The organism is Riemerella anatipestifer, assembly GCF_009670965.2.
In the GTDB taxonomy this organism is placed as follows: Bacteria; Bacteroidota; Bacteroidia; order Flavobacteriales; family Weeksellaceae; genus Riemerella; species Riemerella anatipestifer_B.
Map to the genome: position 1 here is coordinate 1,422,203 of NZ_CP073239.1, position 22,335 is coordinate 1,444,537.

The 22,335-nt window shown below is 35.1% G+C and carries 16 protein-coding genes; 7 read left to right on the forward strand and 9 right to left on the reverse strand.

Annotated elements, in window-relative coordinates:
* Nucleotides 1-12: 12 nt before the first annotated feature.
* Entirely contained in the window at nucleotides 13-1,329 is a 1,317-nt protein-coding gene (locus tag D1J36_RS06490) for a RagB/SusD family nutrient uptake outer membrane protein (RefSeq protein ID WP_154138050.1), read from the forward strand.
* A gap of 74 nt (nucleotides 1,330-1,403) precedes the next feature.
* Here the strand turns inward: D1J36_RS06490 and D1J36_RS06495 are convergent, their stop codons facing one another.
* The 5 genes from D1J36_RS06495 to D1J36_RS06515 all read right to left on the reverse strand — a co-directional run bounded on the left by D1J36_RS06495 (nucleotide 1,404) and on the right by D1J36_RS06515 (nucleotide 9,608).
* The gene (locus tag D1J36_RS06495; RefSeq protein WP_252339352.1) at nucleotides 1,404-1,706 is read right to left on the reverse strand and encodes a hypothetical protein; all 303 of its coding nucleotides are present in this window, start codon (nucleotides 1,704-1,706) and stop codon (nucleotides 1,404-1,406) included.
* Entirely contained in the window at nucleotides 1,696-2,754 is a 1,059-nt protein-coding gene (locus D1J36_RS06500) for an RluA family pseudouridine synthase (protein WP_004919730.1), read from the reverse strand. The genes D1J36_RS06495 and D1J36_RS06500 overlap by 11 nt, the downstream gene beginning before the upstream one ends.
* A 62-nt stretch (nucleotides 2,755-2,816) precedes the next feature.
* The gene (locus D1J36_RS06505) at nucleotides 2,817-3,851 is read right to left on the reverse strand and encodes a PASTA domain-containing protein (RefSeq protein ID WP_154138051.1); all 1,035 of its coding nucleotides are present in this window, start codon (nucleotides 3,849-3,851) and stop codon (nucleotides 2,817-2,819) included.
* 108 nt (nucleotides 3,852-3,959) lie between these two features.
* Complete coding sequence (locus tag D1J36_RS06510) at nucleotides 3,960-7,094, reverse strand: UvrD-helicase domain-containing protein (protein ID WP_154138052.1); 3,135 nt, start codon at nucleotides 7,092-7,094, stop codon at nucleotides 3,960-3,962.
* A 54-nt stretch (nucleotides 7,095-7,148) separates the two neighbouring features.
* Nucleotides 7,149-9,608, reverse strand: a complete 2,460-nt coding sequence (locus tag D1J36_RS06515) for a DUF748 domain-containing protein (RefSeq protein ID WP_154138053.1) — start codon at nucleotides 9,606-9,608, stop codon at nucleotides 7,149-7,151.
* A 236-nt stretch (nucleotides 9,609-9,844) separates the two neighbouring features.
* Between D1J36_RS06515 and D1J36_RS06520 the strand changes: the two genes are divergently transcribed.
* From D1J36_RS06520 to D1J36_RS06545, 6 genes are all read left to right on the forward strand, one after another.
* Nucleotides 9,845-10,672: a TerC family protein gene (locus D1J36_RS06520; RefSeq protein ID WP_154138054.1), complete on the forward strand. Its 828-nt coding sequence runs from the start codon at nucleotides 9,845-9,847 to the stop codon at nucleotides 10,670-10,672.
* A gap of 246 nt (nucleotides 10,673-10,918) precedes the next feature.
* Complete coding sequence (ribB, locus tag D1J36_RS06525) at nucleotides 10,919-12,040, forward strand: 3,4-dihydroxy-2-butanone-4-phosphate synthase (RefSeq protein WP_154138055.1); 1,122 nt, start codon at nucleotides 10,919-10,921, stop codon at nucleotides 12,038-12,040.
* Nucleotides 12,041-12,296: 256 nt separating this feature from the next.
* On the forward strand, nucleotides 12,297-13,886 hold the full coding sequence (locus tag D1J36_RS06530; protein ID WP_154138056.1) for a glycerol-3-phosphate dehydrogenase/oxidase: 1,590 nt from the start codon (nucleotides 12,297-12,299) through the stop codon (nucleotides 13,884-13,886).
* A gap of 56 nt (nucleotides 13,887-13,942) precedes the next feature.
* A complete protein-coding gene (glpK, locus tag D1J36_RS06535) occupies nucleotides 13,943-15,439 on the forward strand; it encodes a glycerol kinase GlpK (RefSeq protein ID WP_154138057.1) in 1,497 nt (498 codons plus the stop codon).
* A gap of 19 nt (nucleotides 15,440-15,458) precedes the next feature.
* Nucleotides 15,459-16,190, forward strand: a complete 732-nt coding sequence (locus tag D1J36_RS06540; RefSeq protein ID WP_154138058.1) for an MIP/aquaporin family protein — start codon at nucleotides 15,459-15,461, stop codon at nucleotides 16,188-16,190.
* A gap of 23 nt (nucleotides 16,191-16,213) precedes the next feature.
* The gene (locus tag D1J36_RS06545; protein WP_154138059.1) at nucleotides 16,214-16,966 is read left to right on the forward strand and encodes a hypothetical protein; all 753 of its coding nucleotides are present in this window, start codon (nucleotides 16,214-16,216) and stop codon (nucleotides 16,964-16,966) included.
* Between the two features lie 112 nt (nucleotides 16,967-17,078).
* On the opposite strand, the gene D1J36_RS06550 is transcribed toward D1J36_RS06545, so the two are convergent.
* The 4 genes from D1J36_RS06550 to D1J36_RS06565 form a co-directional block, all read right to left on the reverse strand.
* Nucleotides 17,079-17,459, reverse strand: a complete 381-nt coding sequence (locus D1J36_RS06550; RefSeq protein WP_154138060.1) for a septal ring lytic transglycosylase RlpA family protein — start codon at nucleotides 17,457-17,459, stop codon at nucleotides 17,079-17,081.
* Nucleotides 17,460-17,764: 305 nt separating this feature from the next.
* Nucleotides 17,765-19,099 (reverse strand): trigger factor, encoded by a 1,335-nt coding sequence (locus D1J36_RS06555; protein WP_154138061.1) that lies wholly within the window; start codon nucleotides 19,097-19,099, stop codon nucleotides 17,765-17,767.
* A 204-nt stretch (nucleotides 19,100-19,303) separates the two neighbouring features.
* A complete protein-coding gene (locus D1J36_RS06560; RefSeq protein ID WP_154138062.1) occupies nucleotides 19,304-19,870 on the reverse strand; it encodes a hypothetical protein in 567 nt (188 codons plus the stop codon).
* Nucleotides 19,871-19,907: 37 nt separating this feature from the next.
* Nucleotides 19,908-22,259: a TonB-dependent receptor gene (locus tag D1J36_RS06565; RefSeq protein ID WP_154138117.1), complete on the reverse strand. Its 2,352-nt coding sequence runs from the start codon at nucleotides 22,257-22,259 to the stop codon at nucleotides 19,908-19,910.
* Between the last annotated feature and the right edge of the window lie 76 nt (nucleotides 22,260-22,335).

The following is a 22,335-nucleotide window of genomic DNA, read 5'->3' on the forward strand; positions in this document are numbered from 1 at the left end:
ATTTAATAAAAAATGAAATCAACAATAAAAACTTTATTCATCGCAACCTCACTATCTTTGGGTGTGGTTTCTTGCGAAAGATATTTAGATATAGTACCTACGGGGAAAGTAGTACCACAGACGGAGGAAGATTTTAGAGCTTTGCTTACGAGAGCGTATCAAATTTACCCTCAACACAAGGCATTACTCAATCTTAAATCTGATGAGGTAAAGGCAGCCAACTCTTCCGAATATTTAAAAGCGATATTCACTTGGGGAGAAGCGAATGCGACGCCAGGTTCTACCGAAGTGCCTTACGCATCTTTATACGAAACTATTTTCTACACCAATTATATTATAGAAAATGCTTATAAATATGTTGGTAAAAATGAAAATACCAACCAAATATTAGGAGAGGCTTATGCTTTAAGAGCTTATGTTTACTTTGAACTCATTGGGATTTATGCTCCAGCTTATAACGGAAGCAATGGTTCTACATTAGCCGTTCCTTTGGTAACGGAAGTTAATTTGGAAGGCAGTTTTCCTAAAGCTACTTTAGATGCGGTTTATAATCAAATATTTTCGGATATAGCCACTGCGGAACAGCTACTAAATCAAGACAAGTTTTCTGCTGGGCTTAATTACAGATTCACAACTACGGCTTTACACGCATTTAAAGCTAGAGTGTATCAGTACAGAAAAGATTGGGCTAATGCTTTAAAGGAAGCAAACCAAGCACTGGCTTTGAATTCTAACTTGGAGGATTTTAATAATTTCAGCGTTTTACCTAGCGGTTATACTTCTACGGAATCTATTATGAATCTTGATTTGCCAGTAGTGCCGAGTACCTACTCTTTCTCCAGAGCGAGTGATGAGCATATTGCTTTATTTGATAAAACTAATGACCTTCGTTTTTCTAAGTATTTTAAACAAAACGGAAGCAATTGGCAAACTTTAAAATATAATGCAGGTTCTAGTGCGTATAAATGCACATTCCGTGTGGCAGAAGTTCTTTTGATAAAGGCAGAAGCACAGGCGATGCTAGGTAAAGTATCCGAGTCTAAAGCAACGCTTACTTCATTAGCCGAAAAAAGGTACAACGCTGTGGGGTTGGCTAATTTTAAAAACAAAATAAACGGTTTGTCTGATACCGATTATTACACGGAATTACTTAATGAAAGAGCGAGAGAGCTTTCGTTTGAAGGTTTGCGTTGGCAAGATTTAAGACGAACCAATCAACCTGAAATTACACATATTTTTGGTGGCGAAACCTTTAAATTAGAGCAAGGCGATGCGAGATATACCGTTCCTTTCCCTAAGGAAGCAAGGCTGAAGAACCCAGAATTGTAATGTCGTAGCAAAAATCAAAAATAAAACAGGTCGTCCGAAAAGATGACCTGTTTTTTTTACTTTAGTAATGCTTTTTACAAGGTTGCTCTATTTTCTCCTTTTACAATCGTGTTTTTCCTAGTTGCATTTCTGTTTTCCTCTGTTACATTTCTATTTTCTCCTTTTACAATCGTATTTTTCCTAGTTGCATTTCTGTTTTCCTCTGTTACATTTCTATTTTCTCCTTTTGCAATCGTATTTTTCCTAGTTGCATTTCTGTTTTCCTCTATTACATTTCTATCTTCTCCTATTACAATCGTACTTTTTATGGTTGGAGTTCTATTTCCATACACTTTTAAATCAAATAGTGATGTTGTTTTTAGTAATTTAATTAGCACTTAAGTAATTTCTCCATTTCTCTACCGCCTGTTGCATATCTTGTGGCATTGGGCTTTCAAAATACATTTCTTTTTTTGTGGTAGGGTGGGTAAAACCTAAGGTATGAGCGTGTAAGGCGTGTCTAGGCAAAACTTCAAACACATTTTTTACAAACTGTTTGTATTTTGGTAGGTTAATCCCTCTCAAAATTTGATGTCCCTCGTAGCGTTCATCATTGAATAAAGTATGCCCAATATGTCTGAAATGAGCCCTTATTTGGTGGGTTCTGCCTGTTTCTAGTTTGCATTCCACCCAAGTCATATATCTAAAGCGTTCTAAAACTTTGTAGTGGGTAACGGCGTGTTTTCCTAGACTGCCGTCTTCATAAACTGCCATTTGCATTCTGTTCTTTAAATCACGACCGATGTGTCCCTTAATAGTGCCAGTGTCTTCCGCTAAATTGCCCCATACAAACGCCCAGTAAAGCCTTTTGGTAGTCCTCTCAAAGAATTGTTTGGCGAGAAAACTCATCGCATACTCATTTTTAGCAATTACTAAAAGTCCAGAAGTGTCTTTATCAATACGATGAACTAAACCTACACGGTCTAAATCGGTTTTGAGACCGTTTTTCTCAAAGTGATAGGCTAAGGCATTTACCAATGTGCCGTCCCAATTTCCGAAACCAGGGTGTACTACCATTCCTGCCTCTTTATCTACCACTAATAAATCATCATCTTCGTAAACAATGTTGATAGGAATGTCTTGAGGTACAATTACATTTTCTCTAGGAGGATGGGTAAGGAGTACCGAGACTTTATCACCAGGTTTTACTCTATAATTTTGCTTTACAGGAGTACCATTTACAACTACATTCCCTGCTCTACAAGTTTGAGAGATTTTGTTTCTTGATGAATTTTGTCTAAATATGAGTAAATATTTATCAATCCTTAAAGGCTCTTGGTTCTTATCTACTACTAAGTTGAGATGTTCGTAGAGTTCTTCGGTCTCATCTATATCTTGTTGAGGCTTTTGTAGATGTTCTTCTTCAAAATCTGTATAGTCTTCCATTATCATATCATAAACGAAGGCTTTAGCATATTGCCAAAGCCTTTTGTGTTTTTATTGTAAAGTTATTCTATTACTACTTTTTTAACCTTTGGTTTCTCCTCTACCGGTTTTGGAGTAGGTTTAGGCTCTGGCTTTTTTTGTTCCGTTGGTTTTGGTTTAGCCGTTTCAGGTTTTGGAGTAGGTTTTACTTCTGTTTTTACCTCGGGTTTTGGTTTGGGCTGAGGAGTGGGCTCTGGTCTTACAGGCTCAGGTTCATAGGTTATGTCTTCCCCAAAATCAGGTGTGGTTACGGGAGCTATCCTTACTCTATACATTTGGTCTAAAGCGTTGATTTTACCTTGCATTTCAGCTAAAGTTTTCTTACTTGCCCAAATATCTATTTGCATACCTTGGTCTCTAAGGCTTCCCGGTGCAGGGTCTTGGTAATAGACAATATCGCTGTCGTCGCTTTTTCCGTCTTCATATTCTGCTAATCCTAGAGTAAAATAATTTTGCTCTATAATCATTTTAGCTTGTTTTACCGTCATTCCCACTACATTAGGTACAGCGATGTTTCTTCTAGGTCCACTACCAATGATTAAGTCAATCGTAGAAAATCTAGGTAATAAAGTACCTGGAGCTAGGGTAGTACCGTTGTATCTCATTCCTATAACAGCATCTGGCTGAATGCTAGGTTCGTAGATGGTATCTCCAACTTTTAGTCCGATTCTTTCTAGTTGGGTAAATACTGTGTTTTTGTATCGATTAAGAACATCAGGTACAGTTACTTTAGCCCAAGTTCTAGGGTTTACTCTTAGACGAATGGCTCTACTTTCCTTCACTCTAGAACCTGGAGAAGGGTAGATTTGTAATACTTGAAAAGATTTGTATTTTGGGTCGTATTTTCCGCTGTCTATTTCGTATTCAAGTCCTGCATCATCTAGTGCTTTTATGGCTTCGTGCATACTCATATTTACGACATTGGGTACAGGGATTTCTTTACCGTGATTGGTGTGTAGTTCTAGCCAACGGAAGGTAAGCCATACTAACCCTACCAACACGCCTATTGCTGCAACAGCATTAAGACCTACTTTCCAATGGAAAAGTGATTTAAACATAATTCTATAATTAAAACTTTTGAGCAAAGATAATATTTTCTCATCAACAACGGCTAAAAAACAAGGTTATTTTCGTGGTTGAGTTATGCTTATACTTAGGTTTAGAGGTTAGATGTAAACAATCTCTGTCCCTAGTACATTAAAGTCTAATTGCTCCAAAGCTGTTTTGTATGCTAATATTTGGTTTTGATGTTTATCGTTAGGAGCTCCTGTTTTAAAATCTAAAATGTAATGGCCGCCGTTTTTCTTTACCACTCTATCTGGGCGAAAAATCTTTCCGTCTAGCATAAAATCTCTTTCGTTGTAAACTTCTTCAATATCTTCAAAATAAAAGGAATAGGAGTGATGCTCCACTACCGAAAGAATGGTTTTTTCTATCTCCGCTTTTTCTTGTTCGGTTATAATGCCGTCTATCAGATAGCTGGATAGAACGGGCGTAATGTCTTTTTTAGTCTTGATTTTGGACAAAATTTCGTGAGTGAAAATCCCTGTACGCACCTTTTCGTTTCGTTCTTGATAGGTTTTAGAAGGTGTTGCGATTTGGATATTGCTAGAAATACAAGTGTTAGATGTAATTTCTACACTTTGTTTATTGATTTCGGTTGATTTTTTCTTGTGGGTTTGTTTTTGATAAGAATTATTTTCCTCTGGATAAAGGTCAAACTGATGCTCGGTAGCGTTAAATTGCTGTACAAAATCTAATATTTCTAGCTTATTTTCTCCTGACTGACTAGGCTTTTGGAGATACAAGAAAAGTTGCTCTACAGGTCTGGTCGTGGCAACATATTGCACACAATAGCGATCAATTTTATTTTTATAGGTGTTTTCGTCTGAAAATGATTTCAAAGTATCGTCATACACCAAAAGTTCCTTTTTGAACTGACTAAGATTAACCGATTTTAAATTTTCTAAATCTACCGATAGCCAATCATTAAAAGAACTATCTTTATGGCTGTTTTTCATTGGGAGAAATACCACAGGATACTCTAAGCCTTTGGTAGCGTGTATGGTCATCATTTTGATGGCATCTATATTTTCGGAGGATTGTATGGATTTTTCCGAGGCTTCTTCGTCCCAATATTTAATAAAATCTTTTAAAGTTTTTCCTGGATTTTGGGTAAAGGCATAGACTTCCTCTAAGAAGTTTAGTATGAAATCGGTCTCTTGTTGAGGTATAGCAAATTGTTTTACCAAATATTCTATTCTGTTATAAAGATTGAGATGTAGGTAGTGCTGATGATTAAGTTCAATGCCGTATCGGTTGTTTAATTCTTCTAAAATCGCATCGGAAGTTTTAAGTTCCAGAAGGCTTGTAATTTCTTCAGAGAACAAATTTATGTTAATTCTCCCTAAACTATTGAGGTGATACAAAGCTCTCATAAGGCTGTCGTAATTAGAAGTATCGCTCTCCCATTTAAGGTATTCTATGGTTGCCAAAAGGGTTTTGGATAAATCTAAACTTAAGCCTTTTTCAGAAATGGTTTTGATGTAGGTTTCGGTATTTTTATAATTGACTTTTAGTAGTCCTAGTCTTTGAGATAGTTGTTTTATTTCTCCTTTTGTTCGGCACATAATACAAATGTCCGAAAATTGGAAGCCGTTGTTTAGGCAAGTTTTAATATCTTCAAACATTTGGTTGGCTACCTCGTCAAAGAAAACTTCATCTTTTCGGTCGTATTCTACTAGATTTACTCTTACTCGCCCTAGTAGACCTTCTCTTTTAGCTATTTGTTGCCCTTGTTCTGTAAAAAGGTGTCTGTGTTCTTCCTGTTCCAAATCTTTTGCCATAAAGGCATAAAGTTCATTATTAAAACGAACAATATTTTGGGCACTTCTCCAGTTATTTTCAAGATTTTCAAGGTTGATGTTTACACCCGTCGCTTCTTTACCATTGATGATGTCTAGCATCTGCTCTGCATCACCACCTCTAAATCTGTAGATACTTTGTTTAGGGTCGCCTACGAGGGTAAAGCTGTGGTCTTCGGAGCTGATGGTGTGGTCTCTAAGTGGGATAATATTTTCCCATTGTAGTTTGGAAGTGTCTTGGAATTCATCAAAAAAATAATGCTGATATCTAGTGCCTATTTTCTCATAAATAAAAGCCGAAGGCTCCTCTCGTAAATTTTCTTTGATTAGAATGTTAAACTTGGAAAGAAGTACCAAATCGTCTTCGTTTTCTATGATTTCTAGCTGCTCTCGGATTTCTTTATTGATTTTGAGTGGTAGCAATTCTTTAAGAATTTTGGCTTTCTTTTCCGAAGTTACATAGTTTGTAATGATGAGTGTTCTCCATTCTATAAGGGTGCCCAAAATGGAAAATACAGCATTTATAACGGTGTTGTCCTTAGACGCAGTACCTTTTCGGAAGCGTTCTAAAGCCTTTTCTTCATCGGACGGAAAGGGAAATTTATCTCTCTGTCCAGTATAAAATTTTAGAGCTTCTTCAAAAAACTTTCCTAGCCCAGAATTTGCTCCACCTTGGAAATCTTTAATCTCTAGATTATTTTCGTTAATGAGAGCTAAAGCCTTTTTTGCATATTGCAGAGCCTCATTGTGGTGTTGCGTGAGCTGTGTTCTAAGTTTTAGTTTCAGGTTGTCATACGCCTCCCAATCAAAAGCTTCATTTTTTTGTAGTTCTTCGTAGTGGACATCGTTTACGAAGGTTTTAGCTCGGTCGTATAGTGTTTTATTTACATTGATTCGTTCCTCATTTTCTAGATTATAATTAACGAAATCCATAAACGCTTCTGAAACTTTTGGGTCTTCTCCTATTTTATCTAATAGTTGGTCAACCGCTTCTATGAGGTAGGGCTCATTATTGATTTCTAGGTTGAAATTCTGTGCTAATCCCAATTCGTAGGAAAAACTCCTTACCAGTTTTGCATTAAATTTGTCTATCGTCCCAATGTTTAAAATAGAATAGTGATGCAGTATGTAGTCTAAAACCTTTTTGGAACGGTAGTGAAGGTCTTCTATAGTGAGTTTTATCCCTTGTGTCTCCAGGTAAGATTGTATGGCTTTTAGCTCATTATTTTGAAGATAATCTTCTCTAGTAAATGCTTCTAGCCATTGCAAGATACGCTCTTTCATTTCGTTGGCAGCTTTGTTGGTAAAGGTAAGAGCAAGAATGTAGCGTATGGCTTTTTCGTCTGGCGTTCTAAGGCATAGAGAGAGTATTCTGATAACGAGGGTATAGGTTTTTCCTGAGCCTGCCGAAGCACTTATAGCGTTGTATGGATGCATATGTGATGCTTTATCTTAGATTAATATTATAATTTGATGTGGGTAAATTTATGTCTATATCAATGTTTTTTTTAAGCCTTCTAAAATTCCTTTCCAAAATAAATTAAAGAATGAGCTATGTTTTGCATGTTTTACCTCTCCTATTTCTACATCAGAGGGTCTAGGTTTTGAGTCTTTTTTTATAATGATATTGGCTATGGTTGTTAATAGTTTTCTTTTTTCTCCATCATCATTTAATATATTTACTTTTAAATCTTTGTGAGCAATCTTAAAATTACCATTAATACCATTCCTGTTACCTCGAAAATCGAACATAAGATGCTCTATTTTTCCTTCTGTTTTTATTTTTAGATAAGGTTCTAAGAAAGGATTGATTTCTGGGGCAGGTAAGTTGCTTAGACTTCCCTTTATGGTAAATGCATCTTGGAGACTTGCAGTATCTAAAGTCCAATGAGCTTGTAGAGGTGAGACTCCCATAAAAAGAGCATTTGCTTGAACGGGTATTTTGGTATTTTTGGTTTTACCAGAGTTAATGTTTTTAATATTTAGATTAAAATTAGTGAAAGTTAATTTTCCTGGTCCTTTGCTTTTTTCTGTATCTTCCTCGTATACTAGCACAGAATTTTTAATATTTGTGTTTCTTACTACTAAAGGAATTTTAATGGATCTTAATAACGTAGAATATAACGGTTTTTCAGAGTTATCATCTTTAGGTATCGTACTACGAAAAATGTTAGCGTCAATGTTAGAAATATTAAGTTGGTCAATATCCAAAGATTTACCGAATGTTTCAGGGTTTAGGTTTCCTTGTGCAGCTATTTGGTTTACACTAATAGTGTACATGTCTCTTTCTACAGGTATCATTCGAATGAATTGTGAACGAGATACTCTTGGCTTTAGAGCAAATTGATTGACTTGTAGGCTCTGATTATTTGCTTTTATAAGACCTGTATTTAGTTCATAATATTGGTTGATTTTAGAACTAAAACTTTTTGCAGTAATGCTATAATTACCTATTTTGCAGGGGATTCTATTTTTTATAGTCTGTTCATTTAACTCTATATTTTGAGCTTTTATATTAAGTGTATTAAGTGCTTGATTTTGTTCTCCTTTATTGAAGTTAATATTGGCTTTTTCTAGTATAAAATTGTTAAGTTTTATGGGAAATTGTATACCACCAAATCCTAAAGGCTTTGATTTATATTTTTGTTTTGGAAGGTCAATTGTACCATTGAAACCTAGGATGTGTAGGCTCTGTGCATCTAGTTTCAATTTATTTTTTTCAAGACTCCAGTCATTTAGTTTTAGTGATATTAATTTAGCATTAGCATTTATTAAAGTCTTATAAGAATTGGTAACTGTTGGTTTTAATAACACATTTTCAAGTTGAGCAGATTTGGTATCTAGAGTTATGTGTTCTACTTTCACTTCCTGTGTTTCCGAAATATAATTGAGTTTAGACCCTTTTATATAAAATTTTTCATACTTAAAAGGAATGTTACCTTTCGCTGTTTCTTCGTTCATTGCGAGCTTGCTAAGGTTCATGTCAAGTTGTTCTCCTGAAAAAAGTTTTCTTCCATTGGGCTTTATTATCAATATTTTTGATTGATTCATGAGCACATTCTGTAGCATTACTTCATAAGTGAAGGATTTTTCTTTTTTCTCTGGTTGAGCAGATGTGGTGTACATTTTTAAGAAAGGTTGTTCAAATCGTACTTCTGATAAGCTTATTTTTTCGTCGTTTATCTTAATGTCTTTGAAGCTCATTTCTCTAGTTTCAAAATCGAAAAGGTTTCTTTTTTTAGGAAATTTTTTGATAAACTGAGCGTAAGTAAGTAATGGCTTCAGCTGAAAATCAAGAATGTTTATTTCTCCGTTTTCTGTTTTTATCTGTTTGGCTTTCAGATCATAAATTTCATCGGGTCTTATAAAGAAGTTTTTTCCGCTGATAGAATATTGGTCAAAAACCACGGGTAATTTTTTCTCAATGCTTTCTTTGGTCATTCTAAGGTTAGATACTGTAAGATTTAACTCATTTACAGATAGGAAAGGTTTTTGTGTATGTTTTACTATGGATATATTTCCATTTTTAATAGTTATGTTTTTTAGTAAAATAGGCTTTTTCTCTTTATTAGATTTTTTATCTACAGGTTTAGCAAGGGTTATTTTAAGGTTGGGGTGTTCTAGTAAGAGTTCATCTGAACTTATTTTTTTATTAAACAAGGCATCGTACATTCCCAGTCTACTAATCTGTAAAGTGCCTATGTCACCAGATAGTCCTATAATGTCTTGATTTTTAGGGTTTAGGTTAGATATTTTAATGCCTGTGGAGCGTATATTTCCGGTACTGATGTCTACATCTATAGATTTATAACTGACCTTGTAATCAGTGTTATCTTTGATATATTTTGGAAGGTAGTAGTTTAAGGCTAAGTTTAAGACTAAATTAGCTAATAAAATAATGGCAATAAAAATGCCTAACCCTATCAATGTTTTTTTGAGAATTTTATTCATGATGGCAAAAAGAAGCAAATTTAATGTAAAAATAAAATAATAGAATAAATTTTTATATTTTTCACTTTGAAAATCAATGTTAGAGAATCTAACTAAATCATTTTAGTGCTTGAATAGCTATATTTCGATATTTAATATCAAGCTTTTACCTTACGGCAAAATATCTAAGTATTATTTTTTGTGTAAGTCTCAAAAACTTTTCTAATTTTACGCCCTTAATTCAAATGAAATAAATAATGGAATTTTTAGAAGTATTTTCATCAGCCGATGCTTGGATAGCACTCTTAACGCTGACCTTTTTAGAAATAGTATTGGGGATAGATAACATTGTTTTCATCTCTATAGTATCTAATAAAATAGAACCGAAAGATCAAAGAAAAGCAAGAAATATAGGACTTGTATTGGCAATGGTTTTTAGAATTGCTCTTTTGTTTGGTATCAAGTGGGTGGTTAGCCTTAATAGTGAGCTGTTTGGGGTTCATTTGTCTTGGTTCCATGGTAGTGTTACGGGGCAAAGTTTAATTATATTTATAGGAGGATTGTTTTTGCTTTACAAATCCGTATCAGAAATTCACCATAAACTAGAAGGGGAGGAAGAACTTAAAGTTTCAGGCACAGGTAAAACCTCTTTAGGCTCAGCTATCGCACAGATAGCTGCACTTAACTTGGTGTTTTCTTTTGATAGTATCCTTACAGCGGTAGGTTTGGTAAGTTTTAATCAGTATGGGGAGGCTGGAGCGTTAACGATAATGATTTTGGCAGTAGTGATTTCAGTAGTGATTATGATGGCATTTGCAGGCCCTGTAAGTAATTTTGTTAATCAGCATCCTACTATTCAGATTTTGGGGCTTTCGTTCCTTATTTTAATAGGGGTAATGTTACTTGCCGAAGCCTCTCATTTAGGGCATTTCTCCTTGTTTGACCAAGAGGTGGGTGTAATTCCTAAAGGGTATTTATACTTTGCGATTTTCTTCTCATTAGCGGTAGAATTCATCAATATGAAGCTCCGTAAAAAAGGTAAACCAGTAGAACTGCACAACTCCGAAAAAATAGACCAATTGTAATTTTTTATGTGGGCGTGCCCCTTGCCTAGGCTTAGTCCCTCCGCTAGGGTCGGTCTTCGGGCAGTCGCTATAATAAAACCCCAAGAGAAAAGCTTCTTGGGGTTTTATTATGAGCTCCAACAATGCCCTTCGCCCTCACGCAATGCGTTGGATATACCGTAGGTATTGTATATATTCAGTATCTGTTCCAAAAATTTGCCAGAACCCTTTAATCCTATTATCTTTGTTTCCGATTAAAAATAAGAGATGTCAGATATAAAACTCAATACCATTCCAGAAGCACTGGAGGACCTTAGAAACGGAAAAATCATCATCGTTGTAGATGACGAAAACAGAGAAAATGAAGGTGATTTTCTTTCTGCGGCGGAACTTACAACACCAGAAATCATCAATTTTATGACTATCTATGGTCGTGGGCTTATATGTACACCACTTCCAGAGGAAAGATGCGATGAGTTGGGGCTAGATATTATGGTTTCTCGCACTAGTGATCCTAAAGAAACTGCTTTTACCGTATCTATAGATTTATTGGGGGAGGGCGTTTCTACAGGTATTTCGGCGAGTGATAGAGCCAAAACTATTCTAGCACTTATGGATAGCTCTACTAAACCGACTGATTTTATGCGTCCAGGTCATATATTTCCGCTTAGAGCTAAAAAAGGAGGAGTTCTAAAAAGAGCAGGACACACCGAAGCTGCAATAGACCTTACCAAACTAGCAGGACTGAAAGAAGGTGGCGTTATCTGCGAAATTATGAATGATGATGGGACGATGGCAAGATTGCCACAATTGGTAGAGTTGGCAAAAAAACACGACCTTAAAATAGTTTCTATAGAAGATTTGATAGAATACCGTCTTAGAAAAGGAGATTTAGTAAATAAAATAGAAGAAAGAACGGTAAAGACACTTTACGGAGAGTTTAAATTCCATGCGTTTCAAGAAAAGCATACTGAGCAAATCCATTTTGCATTTACGAAAGGAGAGTGGACGGAAGAAGAACCAATTTTAGTAAGAGTTCAGAGTTCTAGTTCGTATTTTGATGTATTGAGCAGGTTTATTTCTGGAGAGCAAAATCTTTTGGAAAAAGTTACCAAAATGATAAATGAGGAAGGTAAGGGAGCTATTATATTTATCAATAATGTCTCTAACGCAGAAAATACAATGAGAAAACTCCAGCAGTTTTTAGATTATCAAGATGGTCAAGTACAGCGTCCTACACTTTCTGCTAACTATATGGAGTATGGGGTAGGTACACAAATTTTAAAACATTTAGGGATAACTAAATTTAGAGTAATTACTCAAAATCCAGATCAGAAACCTGTGATTTCAGGTTATGATGTAGAAGTTACCGAAATGGTACAGCTTTAGATTATTGTAACAAAGTTTTCATAATAAGATTTTAATGGTTAATTGAAAGCCGAAAGTGCATTTGCCTTTCGGCTTTTTTGTGGATTGAATGTTTTATTAAGCTATTTAAAGGTGTAGTTTGTTTTATGTAAGTATGTATTTCTTTTTTAAGATGATGATATTTAACAGTTTTTAAAATTTATTTCTTTTAGTTTCGATTTTTTTCTTTTATATTTGTTAGTGAATTAAAATGAAGTTAAACAAAAATACTTTCAAAATGAATCGAAATAGTTTTATCTCAGAGTTAAACAAAGTTTCTCAGTGGGACTTTATTGTGATTGGTGGAGGAGCAAGTGGTCTAGGAGCAGCACTTGATGCCACTAGTAGAGGGTATAAAACGCTATTGCTAGAATCTCATGATTTTTCTAAGGGGACTTCTAGTAGGAGTACAAAGCTAGTGCATGGCGGTGTTAGATATTTAGCACAGGGAGATGTAGGTCTAGTAAAGGAGGCTCTTAGAGAAAGAGGGCTTTTAGCGAAAAATGCGGCTCATTTGTTTAAAAATCAGTCTTTTGTTATTCCTAATTATACTTGGTGGGGAGGACCTTACTACAAGATAGGACTTTCTATCTATGATTTTCTAGCAGGAAGTTTAAGTTTAGGTAAAACAAAGTATATCAATAAAAACGAAACTATTAAAAAACTGCCAACGGTAGAGCCTAAAAGTTTGTCTAGTGGGGTAGTTTATCAAGATGGACAGTTTGATGATGCAAGGTTAGCCCTTAATATAGCACAGACAATTGTTGAAAAAGGAGGAACTGTGTTAAACTATGCTAGAGTGATAGGCTTGCTTAAAGATGAGAAAGGTAAAATCTCTGGTGTAAAAATGCGAGATGAACTCTCAGGAGAAGAGTATGAACTTTCGGCTAAAGTTGTAGTAAACGCAACGGGAGTATTTACCAATGATATTCTTAATATGAATAACCCTAAACACAAAAAATTTGTGGTGCCTAGTCAGGGGATTCATTTGGTTTTGGATAAATCTTTCTTACCATCAAATGATGCGTTAATGATACCTAAAACTTCAGATGGTAGAGTGTTATTTGCCGTGCCTTGGCATGATAAGGTAGTGGTAGGTACTACAGATACACTTATAGAAGAACCTAGTTTTGAACCAAAGGCTTTGGAGAAAGAAATAGAATTTGTGCTAGAAACAGCTAGAAGATTCTTAGTGAAAAAACCTGCTCGTGAAGATGTGAAATCTGTATTTGCAGGACTTCGTCCTCTTGCTGCTCCAGACAAAGAAGGTGGAAGTACAAAAGAAGTCTCTAGAAGCCATAAAGTAATAGTATCAGAAACAGGACTAGTCACTATTACAGGAGGTAAATGGACTACTTATAGAAAAATGGCAGAAGATACCATAGACGAAGCTCTTAAGGTACATAGTAGTATAGAAAAGAAACCTTGTAATACAGAACATCTTTCTATACATGGTAACATTCCTGCAGAAAAGGTGGATATGTCTAATCACCTTTATGTTTATGGTTCGGATATTCCTCATATTCAAAAGCTAATGAATGAAGATGGAAGACTTTCTGAAAAATTACACAAAGACTACCCTTATACTTTAGCTGAGGTCTATTGGGCTGTGCACCAAGAAATGGCACAAACGGTAGAAGATGTACTTGCAAGAAGAGTAAGATTACTATTTTTAGACGCTCGTGCAGCGATAGATGTAGCTGAGAAAGTAGCACAGTTTATAGCACAAGAGTTAGGAAAAAATCAACAATGGATAGATGACCAAGTGAAAAATTTTGTAACTTTAGCGGAGGGATATCTATTAGTTCCGTATACGGCTCAAAAATAAAATATCTTCTTGATAAAGAATTTAATAAAAAGTTTAATCCAAATATTAAGTGAATTATGAAAGACAAGTTAATTTTAGCTCTTGACCAAGGGACAACCTCTTCGAGAGCGATTTTATTCAATCACAATGGAGAAATTGTAAAGATTTCTCAGAAACCATTTGAACAGATTTTCCCAAAACCAGGTTGGGTGGAGCACAATGCTAACGAGATATGGTCTTCACAGATTTCTGTGGCGGCGGAAGTTATTGCTCAAGCAGGTATTACTGGGCGAGAAGTAGCAGCTATAGGAATTACAAACCAAAGAGAAACTACCATCGTTTGGGATAGAGAAACAGGAGAACCTATCTACAATGCTATTGTTTGGCAAGATAGAAGAACTTCTAAATACTGCGACCAACTTAAAGAGCAAGGTCATGCAGAAATGATAAAAGAAAAAACAGGGTTGGTGCTAGATGCTTATTTCTCTGGAACGAAGCTAAAATGGATATTAGATAATGTAGAAGGTGCAAGAGAAAAAGCGAAGCAAGGTAAACTTTGTTTTGGTACAGTAGACACTTGGTTGGTGTTTAAGCTGACTAGAGGTAAAATGTTCATTACCGATGTATCTAATGCGAGTAGAACGCTTCTGTTCAATATCCGAGATATGAAATGGGATGATGAATTATTGGCATTATTTGATATTCCGAAAGAAATCCTTCCAGAAGTAAAACAAAGTAGTGAGGTATATGGTGAAACATCTACTACACTATTCTCCACTAAAATACCTATCGCAGGTATTGCAGGAGACCAACAAGCGGCTCTATTTGGGCAGATGTGTACAGAACCTGGTATGGTAAAAAATACTTATGGTACAGGGTGTTTCTTGTTAATGAATACAGGAGATAAAGCCGTAATGTCTAAAAATAATCTACTTACTACGGTTGCTTGGAAGATTAACGGTCAAACAACTTATGCCTTAGAGGGTAGTGTGTTTGTAGGTGGTGCTGCAATACAGTGGATTCGTGATGGATTGATGCTGGTGCGTACAGCTCCTGCTATCAATAGTTTAGCGGAAACAGTGGAGGATAATGGTGGTGTTTATTTCGTTCCAGCACTTACAGGTTTAGGTGCACCGTACTGGGATCAGTATGCTAGAGGAGGTATCTTAGGAATTACTAGAGGTACTACCGATGGGCATATTGCAAGAGCTACACTTGAAGGTATTGCTTACCAAGTATATGATATTGTGAAAGCAATGGAAGCAGATGCAGGAGAAAAATCAAAAGAATTAAGAGTAGATGGTGGTGCTACAGCGAGTAATTTGTTGATGCAAATACAAGCTGACTTATTTGGATTTAAAATCATTCGTCCTAAAACTTTAGAAACTACAGCTTTGGGAGCAGCATATTTGGCAGGATTAGCGGTAGGCTATTGGGATAGTATAGAGGATATTAAATCTCAGTGGATTGTAGATAGAGAATTTGAACCAAAAATGGAAAGAGAAAAAGCTGACAAAATGCTTCACTATTGGCATAAGGCAGTAAAAAGAGTTCAGAATTGGGAAGAAGATTAATCTTTAAAACATTAAAGTTATGACACCATTTATAGCTGAAATTATAGGAACAGCCGTTCTAATTTTATTAGGAAATGGCGTAGTGGCAAATGTAGTTCTTAACGGAACTAAAGGTAATAGCTCAGGTTGGATGGTTATTACCACAGCGTGGGCATTTGCTGTATTTGCAGGGGTAACTATTGCGGGTCCCATAAGTGGAGCTCACCTTAATCCTGCAGTAACATTAGGGCTGGCTATTGCGGGTAAATTCGATTGGCAAGAGGTGCCTATTTATATAGCTGGCGAAATGTTAGGAGCTATGTTGGGAGCATTTTTGGTTTGGGTCTTCTACAAAGACCATTTTGATATTACAGAAGATGAGGGTGGTAAGTTGGCTTGTTTTAGTACAGGACCAGCGATTAGAAAGCCTTTAAGTAATTTATTATCTGAGATTATAGGAACTTTCTTATTGATATTTTTAATATTTTACTTAGCAAACCCTACTTTTAATTCTGATACTATGGGAAGTGCTACTATTGGTTTAGGCTCAATAGGTGCATTGCCAGTTTCTATTATTGTTTGGGTGATAGGTCTTTCTTTAGGAGGAACTACAGGATATGCAATAAATCCAGCTCGTGATTTAGGACCTCGTATCATGCACGCAATATTACCTATTAAGGGAAGTAGTGATTGGGGCTATGCGTGGATACCAGTGTTAGGACCTATTATTGGTTGTGCATTGGCAGCATTGTGTTATACAGCATTATCGTAAAAATACTTAAATTTTAAATTAAGATGAAAAAGATAGTATTAATACTTATATCTTTTCTTTCTTTAGGTATGTCAGCACAAGAGAAAGAAAAGCCAAGAGTTGATTTTACAGCTAATCTTCAAACTAACCATTTGTGGAGAGGATTAGTGATTTCTGATAAGCCAATTACTGCAGTTTATACAGCAATTAATTTAGATAAAGAAGGTGTGTTTAAAGTAGGTACTTGGGGCGGAATGGCGATGGCGAATAGAGAAGGCGAGCAAACGCAGTATAAGGAGATAGATTATTTTGTGCAATACTCCAAGAATGGGCTAACCGTTGCTCTATGGGATTTATTTAATGATGTTAATGACCGTTATGGCAAAGGAATTTGGAACTATAATGCAAGGCAGTCTGGGCATATATTAGATTTGAGAACTTCTTACTATTTAGGTAAAGAATTACCTCTAACTTTGGAAGCAGATGTTTTCTTGTTTGGTATGGTAGATAGAGAAAATGATAATACCAAACAGCGTTACTCAACTTATGTGCAAGCGGCTTACGATATAGATGCAGGTAGAGAGGTTACGGTGTCTCCATTTGTAGGGGTAGGATTCTCTCTTAATGGGGAAACTCATATTTATGGGAAAAATAAGTTTGATTTAGTAAATGTAGGTTTCACTACTAAAAAGACTTTCAAACTGTCAGAAAGCTACAGTATCCCAGTATCTGTAACTAGTATGTGGAATCCTTCATTAAAGCATGCTAGGGTACAGTTAGCAGCTACTATATTCTAAAATTAGTCAATCCTTACCTTTTCTCTATGGAAAAACGGCAAGGATTTTACTAAAACAAAAAAACTCATCTTATGTTTAGTAAGATGAGTTTTTTCTTTTCTTTTAAGTTTAATTAAATTTCGTCTTCACTTAGGACTTTATAAGTAATAGGCATTGTACCTCTTCTGTGGTCTCCTATAGCATTATAAGCAGCCTTGCTGAGGTCAAAAGAGCGTCCTTTAACATAAGGTCCTCTATCATTTACCCTAACTACTACACTTTTCCCCGTTCTAAGGTTAGTTATTTCTACCAATGTTCCGAATGGTAATCTCTTATGAGCGGCAGTAAGTTCGTTATTGTTGAAAATTTCGCCACTTGCTGTTTTTCTTCCATTAAATTTATCGTGGTAATAAGAAGCGTAGCTACTGCCTGTTTCATCATTATTACTTTTAAACGAATAAACTCCTACAAAAGAAATAATCATTATGATTACGAGAATTGTTCTTTTCATCATTTTGAATTTTTATTTGTTTTACGGGGGCAAATTTATACTTAGTCTCTCTACTCACCATATTTATATGTTAATAATAGTTAACTATATGTTAATAAAATGTTAAATTATTTCTGAAAACCTTTATTTAAAGCAATTTTGAAAGATTGTTAAAAAATGTTAAAAAAGAGTATTCAATGTTAATTATTTTAATAATGCATCGAATAGAATTTATATTGTATTTATTTAAGTATTTGATTATAAGATACAAAAAACCTCGCTTCAATAAAAGCGAGGTTTTGAAAATTATATCAAATTCAAGGGTAGTATTAACCTTGGATTTCTTTTAAGAAATCATCATGAGAGATTTTACTTTCCTTTTTAGAAGCTTTCTCTAAGATAACATCTTTTAGTTTAGCCATAGCTACTTCTGAAGATATTTGTCTTACTTGCTCTTGGTTTTTAAGCATTTCTACAGCGTACTTTTGGATTTCCTCATCAGAAAGATGGTGGATACCGTAAATAGCTAACTGATTTCTTACTAATTGTTCAGCTTGAGCTAAAACATCAGCATAATCTATCTTAACATCATTGTCAGACATTAATTTGCCTTCTATAACTTGATATTTAATTTGGTTCTTTTCCGCTTCAAATATTTCTTTAGCTTGTTCCTCTGTTGCAATATTTGGATTAGAGAACATTAACCACTTAATTAAGAATGCCTCTGGAAGTTTTACTTCTTCTTTCTCGGTGATTTGCTCCAATACCTTATTTACAAAATGTACATCTGCATTCTGTTGGAAATATTCGTCTAATTCAGATTTTACTTTAGCTTTAAGCTCTTCTTCAGACTTCACAGTATCTTTACCGTAAACAGAGTCAAATAACTCTTGGTTTAGTTCAGCTAAGTTAAGTTTGTAAATATCTTTTACAGTTACTTCAACCTCATTGTGATGTAGATGTTCTGCTTCTTCTTTAGCAAATCCTAAAAACTTAGCTAAATCTTCGTCTTTTGTAAGTTCTTCTTTAGAAACTTTTACAGACTCATCTTTTTTAAGTTTTTTAACTAATTCAAAAGCTGCTTTGTTCTCTGCGTTGATGACAACATGTTTAGGAGCGTGGTTGTGTTCACCTTCTGCATCTTCTTCCACTACTTGAGAAACCTCTAGAGAGATGTAAGAATCTTTAGTTATTTTTTCTTGAGCTTCTCTTTCTGCAAATCTCTTTTGCATATTCTCTATGCTTTGCCCTACTTCTTTATCAGAAGCCTCTATCTTGTAGTGAGGAGCTTCGTATTTTGCTAAATCAATGTTGAAACTTGGTTCAAAACCTACTTCAAAAGAAAGTTCTAACTGCTCTTGATTAGTGTCTAGCTCCTCTACAGGAACTGGTACAGGCTGTCCTAATAGTCTTAGTTTATTTTCGTTGATATAGTTATTAAGACCTTCTGAAACTTGCTTGTTGATTTCCTCGTAAGTTAATCCAGCTTCGTACTGTCTTTTAATCATTCCTAGTGGAGCTTTACCTTTTCTAAAACCAGGAATAGTAGCGTTTTTAGCGTAGTTAATTAACTGTTTTTCAACTTTGTCTTTGTAATCTTTTTTATCCAAAGTTACTGTAAGCAAAGCGCTTACTTCATCGTGATTTTTACTCGTAACCTTCATTAATTGAAATTTTTATGATGGCAAAAATAATAAAAATAACTGGCTTTTGGGCAATATTGGTATGAAAAAATCAGCCCTAAATTTTTAGAGCTGATTTCATTCTTTGTGTTTGATGATGAATAACGACCTTCTATGATATTGTAAAGTGCAATTTTGATAAACGAAAGTCGAAAAACATCAATAATCACTTACGATTATGTGGTTTTATTTAACATTAAAAGTAGCATCAATGTCCTCTTCACCACCTGTTACAGTTCCTGCTTCATCTCCGTTAGCACCGCTCATTTTTACAGAAGTAGGGAGGTGATAAAGTCTAATATTGGCTTTAGCTCCTGTTTTTGGAGCAGATGTTACTTGCCATTGTGTTTTTAGACCTATTTTAGAACCATCTTTTCTAGTGCTTTCAGCTTCATCTTTTCTCGTAACTTTAACATCTACATTAGAGAAATTATAAGTGAAAAAATGCTCCTCTTTTAGTTTGATGATCTCATCAGTTACATCGTGGGTATGGTCGTCATGAGGTGCTACTAATGATAACTGAACATCATAAGTATTGTTTTCTTTTAAAATTAACTCTTTATCAGCTCCTTCTGCATTAAATGTAGCGGTTTGGGTGCTGTTGTCAGCAGTATTGGTAAGTGTAACGGTAAGGTATTGTACTTCGTCGTGGTTGTGCACATCAGCAGGTGCTTCATCATTGTCTCTACAAGAGTTGAGTGCTAAAATACTTACTGCGGATAATACTACGGTTTTTAAAAATGAATGTTTCATAATGTTTTAAAATTGTTTTAATTAAAAATGTTAATAGTTAAAAATTAAATTGACAAGTGAAAATAATATTTCGTCCTAAAGCATCAGAGAAAAATCTTAAACGATTAAGATATTCTCTATAAGTTGTGTTGAATATATTATTAACACTTAAATTAAGCTGAATGTTTCTAGTGAGCTTTGCTCCAGCATTGAGATTCCAAATTTGATAACCTGCGGGTGGTGTACTAATGTCTAGCCACTCTTTGGTTATTGTATTGTTCTCATATACATCGTAGGATAAAAGCCTCATAGGAAATCTTTTCTGCTTAAATACCACTAGGTTTTCTATTTGTATATGCCACGGTTTTTTACCTTTACTATCATATCTTAGGGCGTTTTTAATCTGCATTGGTGGCATAAGTATCAGAGGTTCTTTATGGGTTAAATCTTGTCCGTACACATAGCTCATTGCTCCATTCCATTGTAATTTTGGAGTGATATTAAGTTCTGAATCTATGTCTATCCCATACATTTTTGCTTTAATCTGTTGATATTGCCATACAGGAAAATTCCCACGAATGGTACTTTCCACTCCGTTAGGTGTTTGGTTAATAAAACTATCGGAAGTGAAATAATACGGATTAAGATTAAGTTTAAAACCATTAAGAACGGAGGCTTTTATACCAATGCTTAGGTGGGCTTGGTAAGTTTCCTCGTTTTTGATAATCATATCTCCCTTTTCAATGATGGCAGCAGCGTGGTGTAGCCCATCAGCAAATAATTCTGCAACATTAGGACTTCGGCTATTTCTTATCAAATTAAATTTGGTAGTAAGAAAGCGAGTGGGCTGATATTCCATACCTAGCGATGCTGATATATTATGATAATAAAGTTTTGGACGTACCAATGTTTTCACGCCTTTGCTTTCAATTACAAACTGCTGAAACGCTTGGTTATAAGCTGCCCAATCTTTATTAAGGTAATATTTATAAACATCGTAGAAATTCATATCGTACCGCAAAGCTGCTTCCCATTTCCAAAGATTTTTTTGATACTTGAAAATAGAAAAAGCACCAGTATCATACCTGTGGTAATCTGGTATTAAACGAGAACGCTCCGTTTTTGGGTCGGGAAAATTAACTTGATAATTTCCTGATAAGCCTGTTTCCCACTGCCAGTTGGGTCTTTCTAATAGATGATAAAGAGCCAAACTTTGGGTGGTTAGTAGTAGGTCGGTAGCAGGTTTATCATTGTATGCTCCTCTGCGAATATCATATTCAAATCTATGATTTTGCTGAAAGGCATACTCTAAAGTAAATTTCCCTAACTTTCCTAATCTTTTGTAAGCCTCCAATTTAGCAATATGATGACTAACTTCTTGTTTAGGGTTCTCTATTTTATAACCAAAATTACCTGTAAAGTAGGATTGTCCGTTATTGATGGCATCGGCAAAGTTTCTTGCATTACTGATATGAGCCCCTTTATAAATTCCAAAATTTTGGTTGATGAAAGAATATTTAGCCGTGATTCCGTATTCGTATTCCCTTTTTTGTAGGGAAAAGTGGAAGGCGTTTTCATCTGCACCTGTATTTTGTAAACTATAATTGGGTGTTTCCAAATCTCCTAGCTTTTTGGCAGAACCTTGCGTACGCAAAGCCCAACCGTTTTGCCAAGTCTTTGTAATATCCGTATTCAGAGCTAAGCCTTTACCGTTGCTGATGCCTGATAAAGCTACTTTACCCATAAGGGTGTCTTTCTTAGGGTGTTTAGGGCTTTCTAGTAGTATAACGCCACCTATGGCATCTCCACCATACTTTAGTGCAGATGCTCCCTTTACAACATCTATATGGTCAAAAGCGTTGGGGTCCACGCTAGGAGCGTGTTCTATGCCCCATTCTTGTTCTGCCATTTTGATGCCGTTGTTCATCACTAATACTCTACTACCGTAAAGCCCTTGTATAACAGGTTTAGAAATGTTATTCCCTGTTTTAATACTATTTACTCCAGAAATTTCAGACAATATATTGCCTAAATTTTCGGTAGTTTTTTGCTCTAAAAAAGACTGTTCTAATGTTTTGATAACCGCTGTCCCTGACTTTTTATGAATGCCATGTACTACTACGGTTTCTATTTCATTAGTATGATGTTCAAGGAAAATATTGATTTTAATATTTCTATCAAGTATTATCTTTTTAGTGAAAGGTTCACAATCTAAGTGAGTTGCCAAAAGATGATGAGTGCCTTTTTTGTAAGAAAAACTAAAATTTCCTTGAGTATCAGAAGTGATAATGAGTTTTCCGTTAATACTTATTTTGGCATTAGCCAAAGGTGTATTGTCGTGCAAATCTCTTACCTGTCCTTCTATGAAGTAAAGCTGTGCATTTAGAACGGTGCTGAAAAACAGCATCATTCCAATCCAAATTGATTTCATTTAAAGATATGAAAATTAAAAGGTTAAAACCGTGTTCTAACAATGGTAGAACACC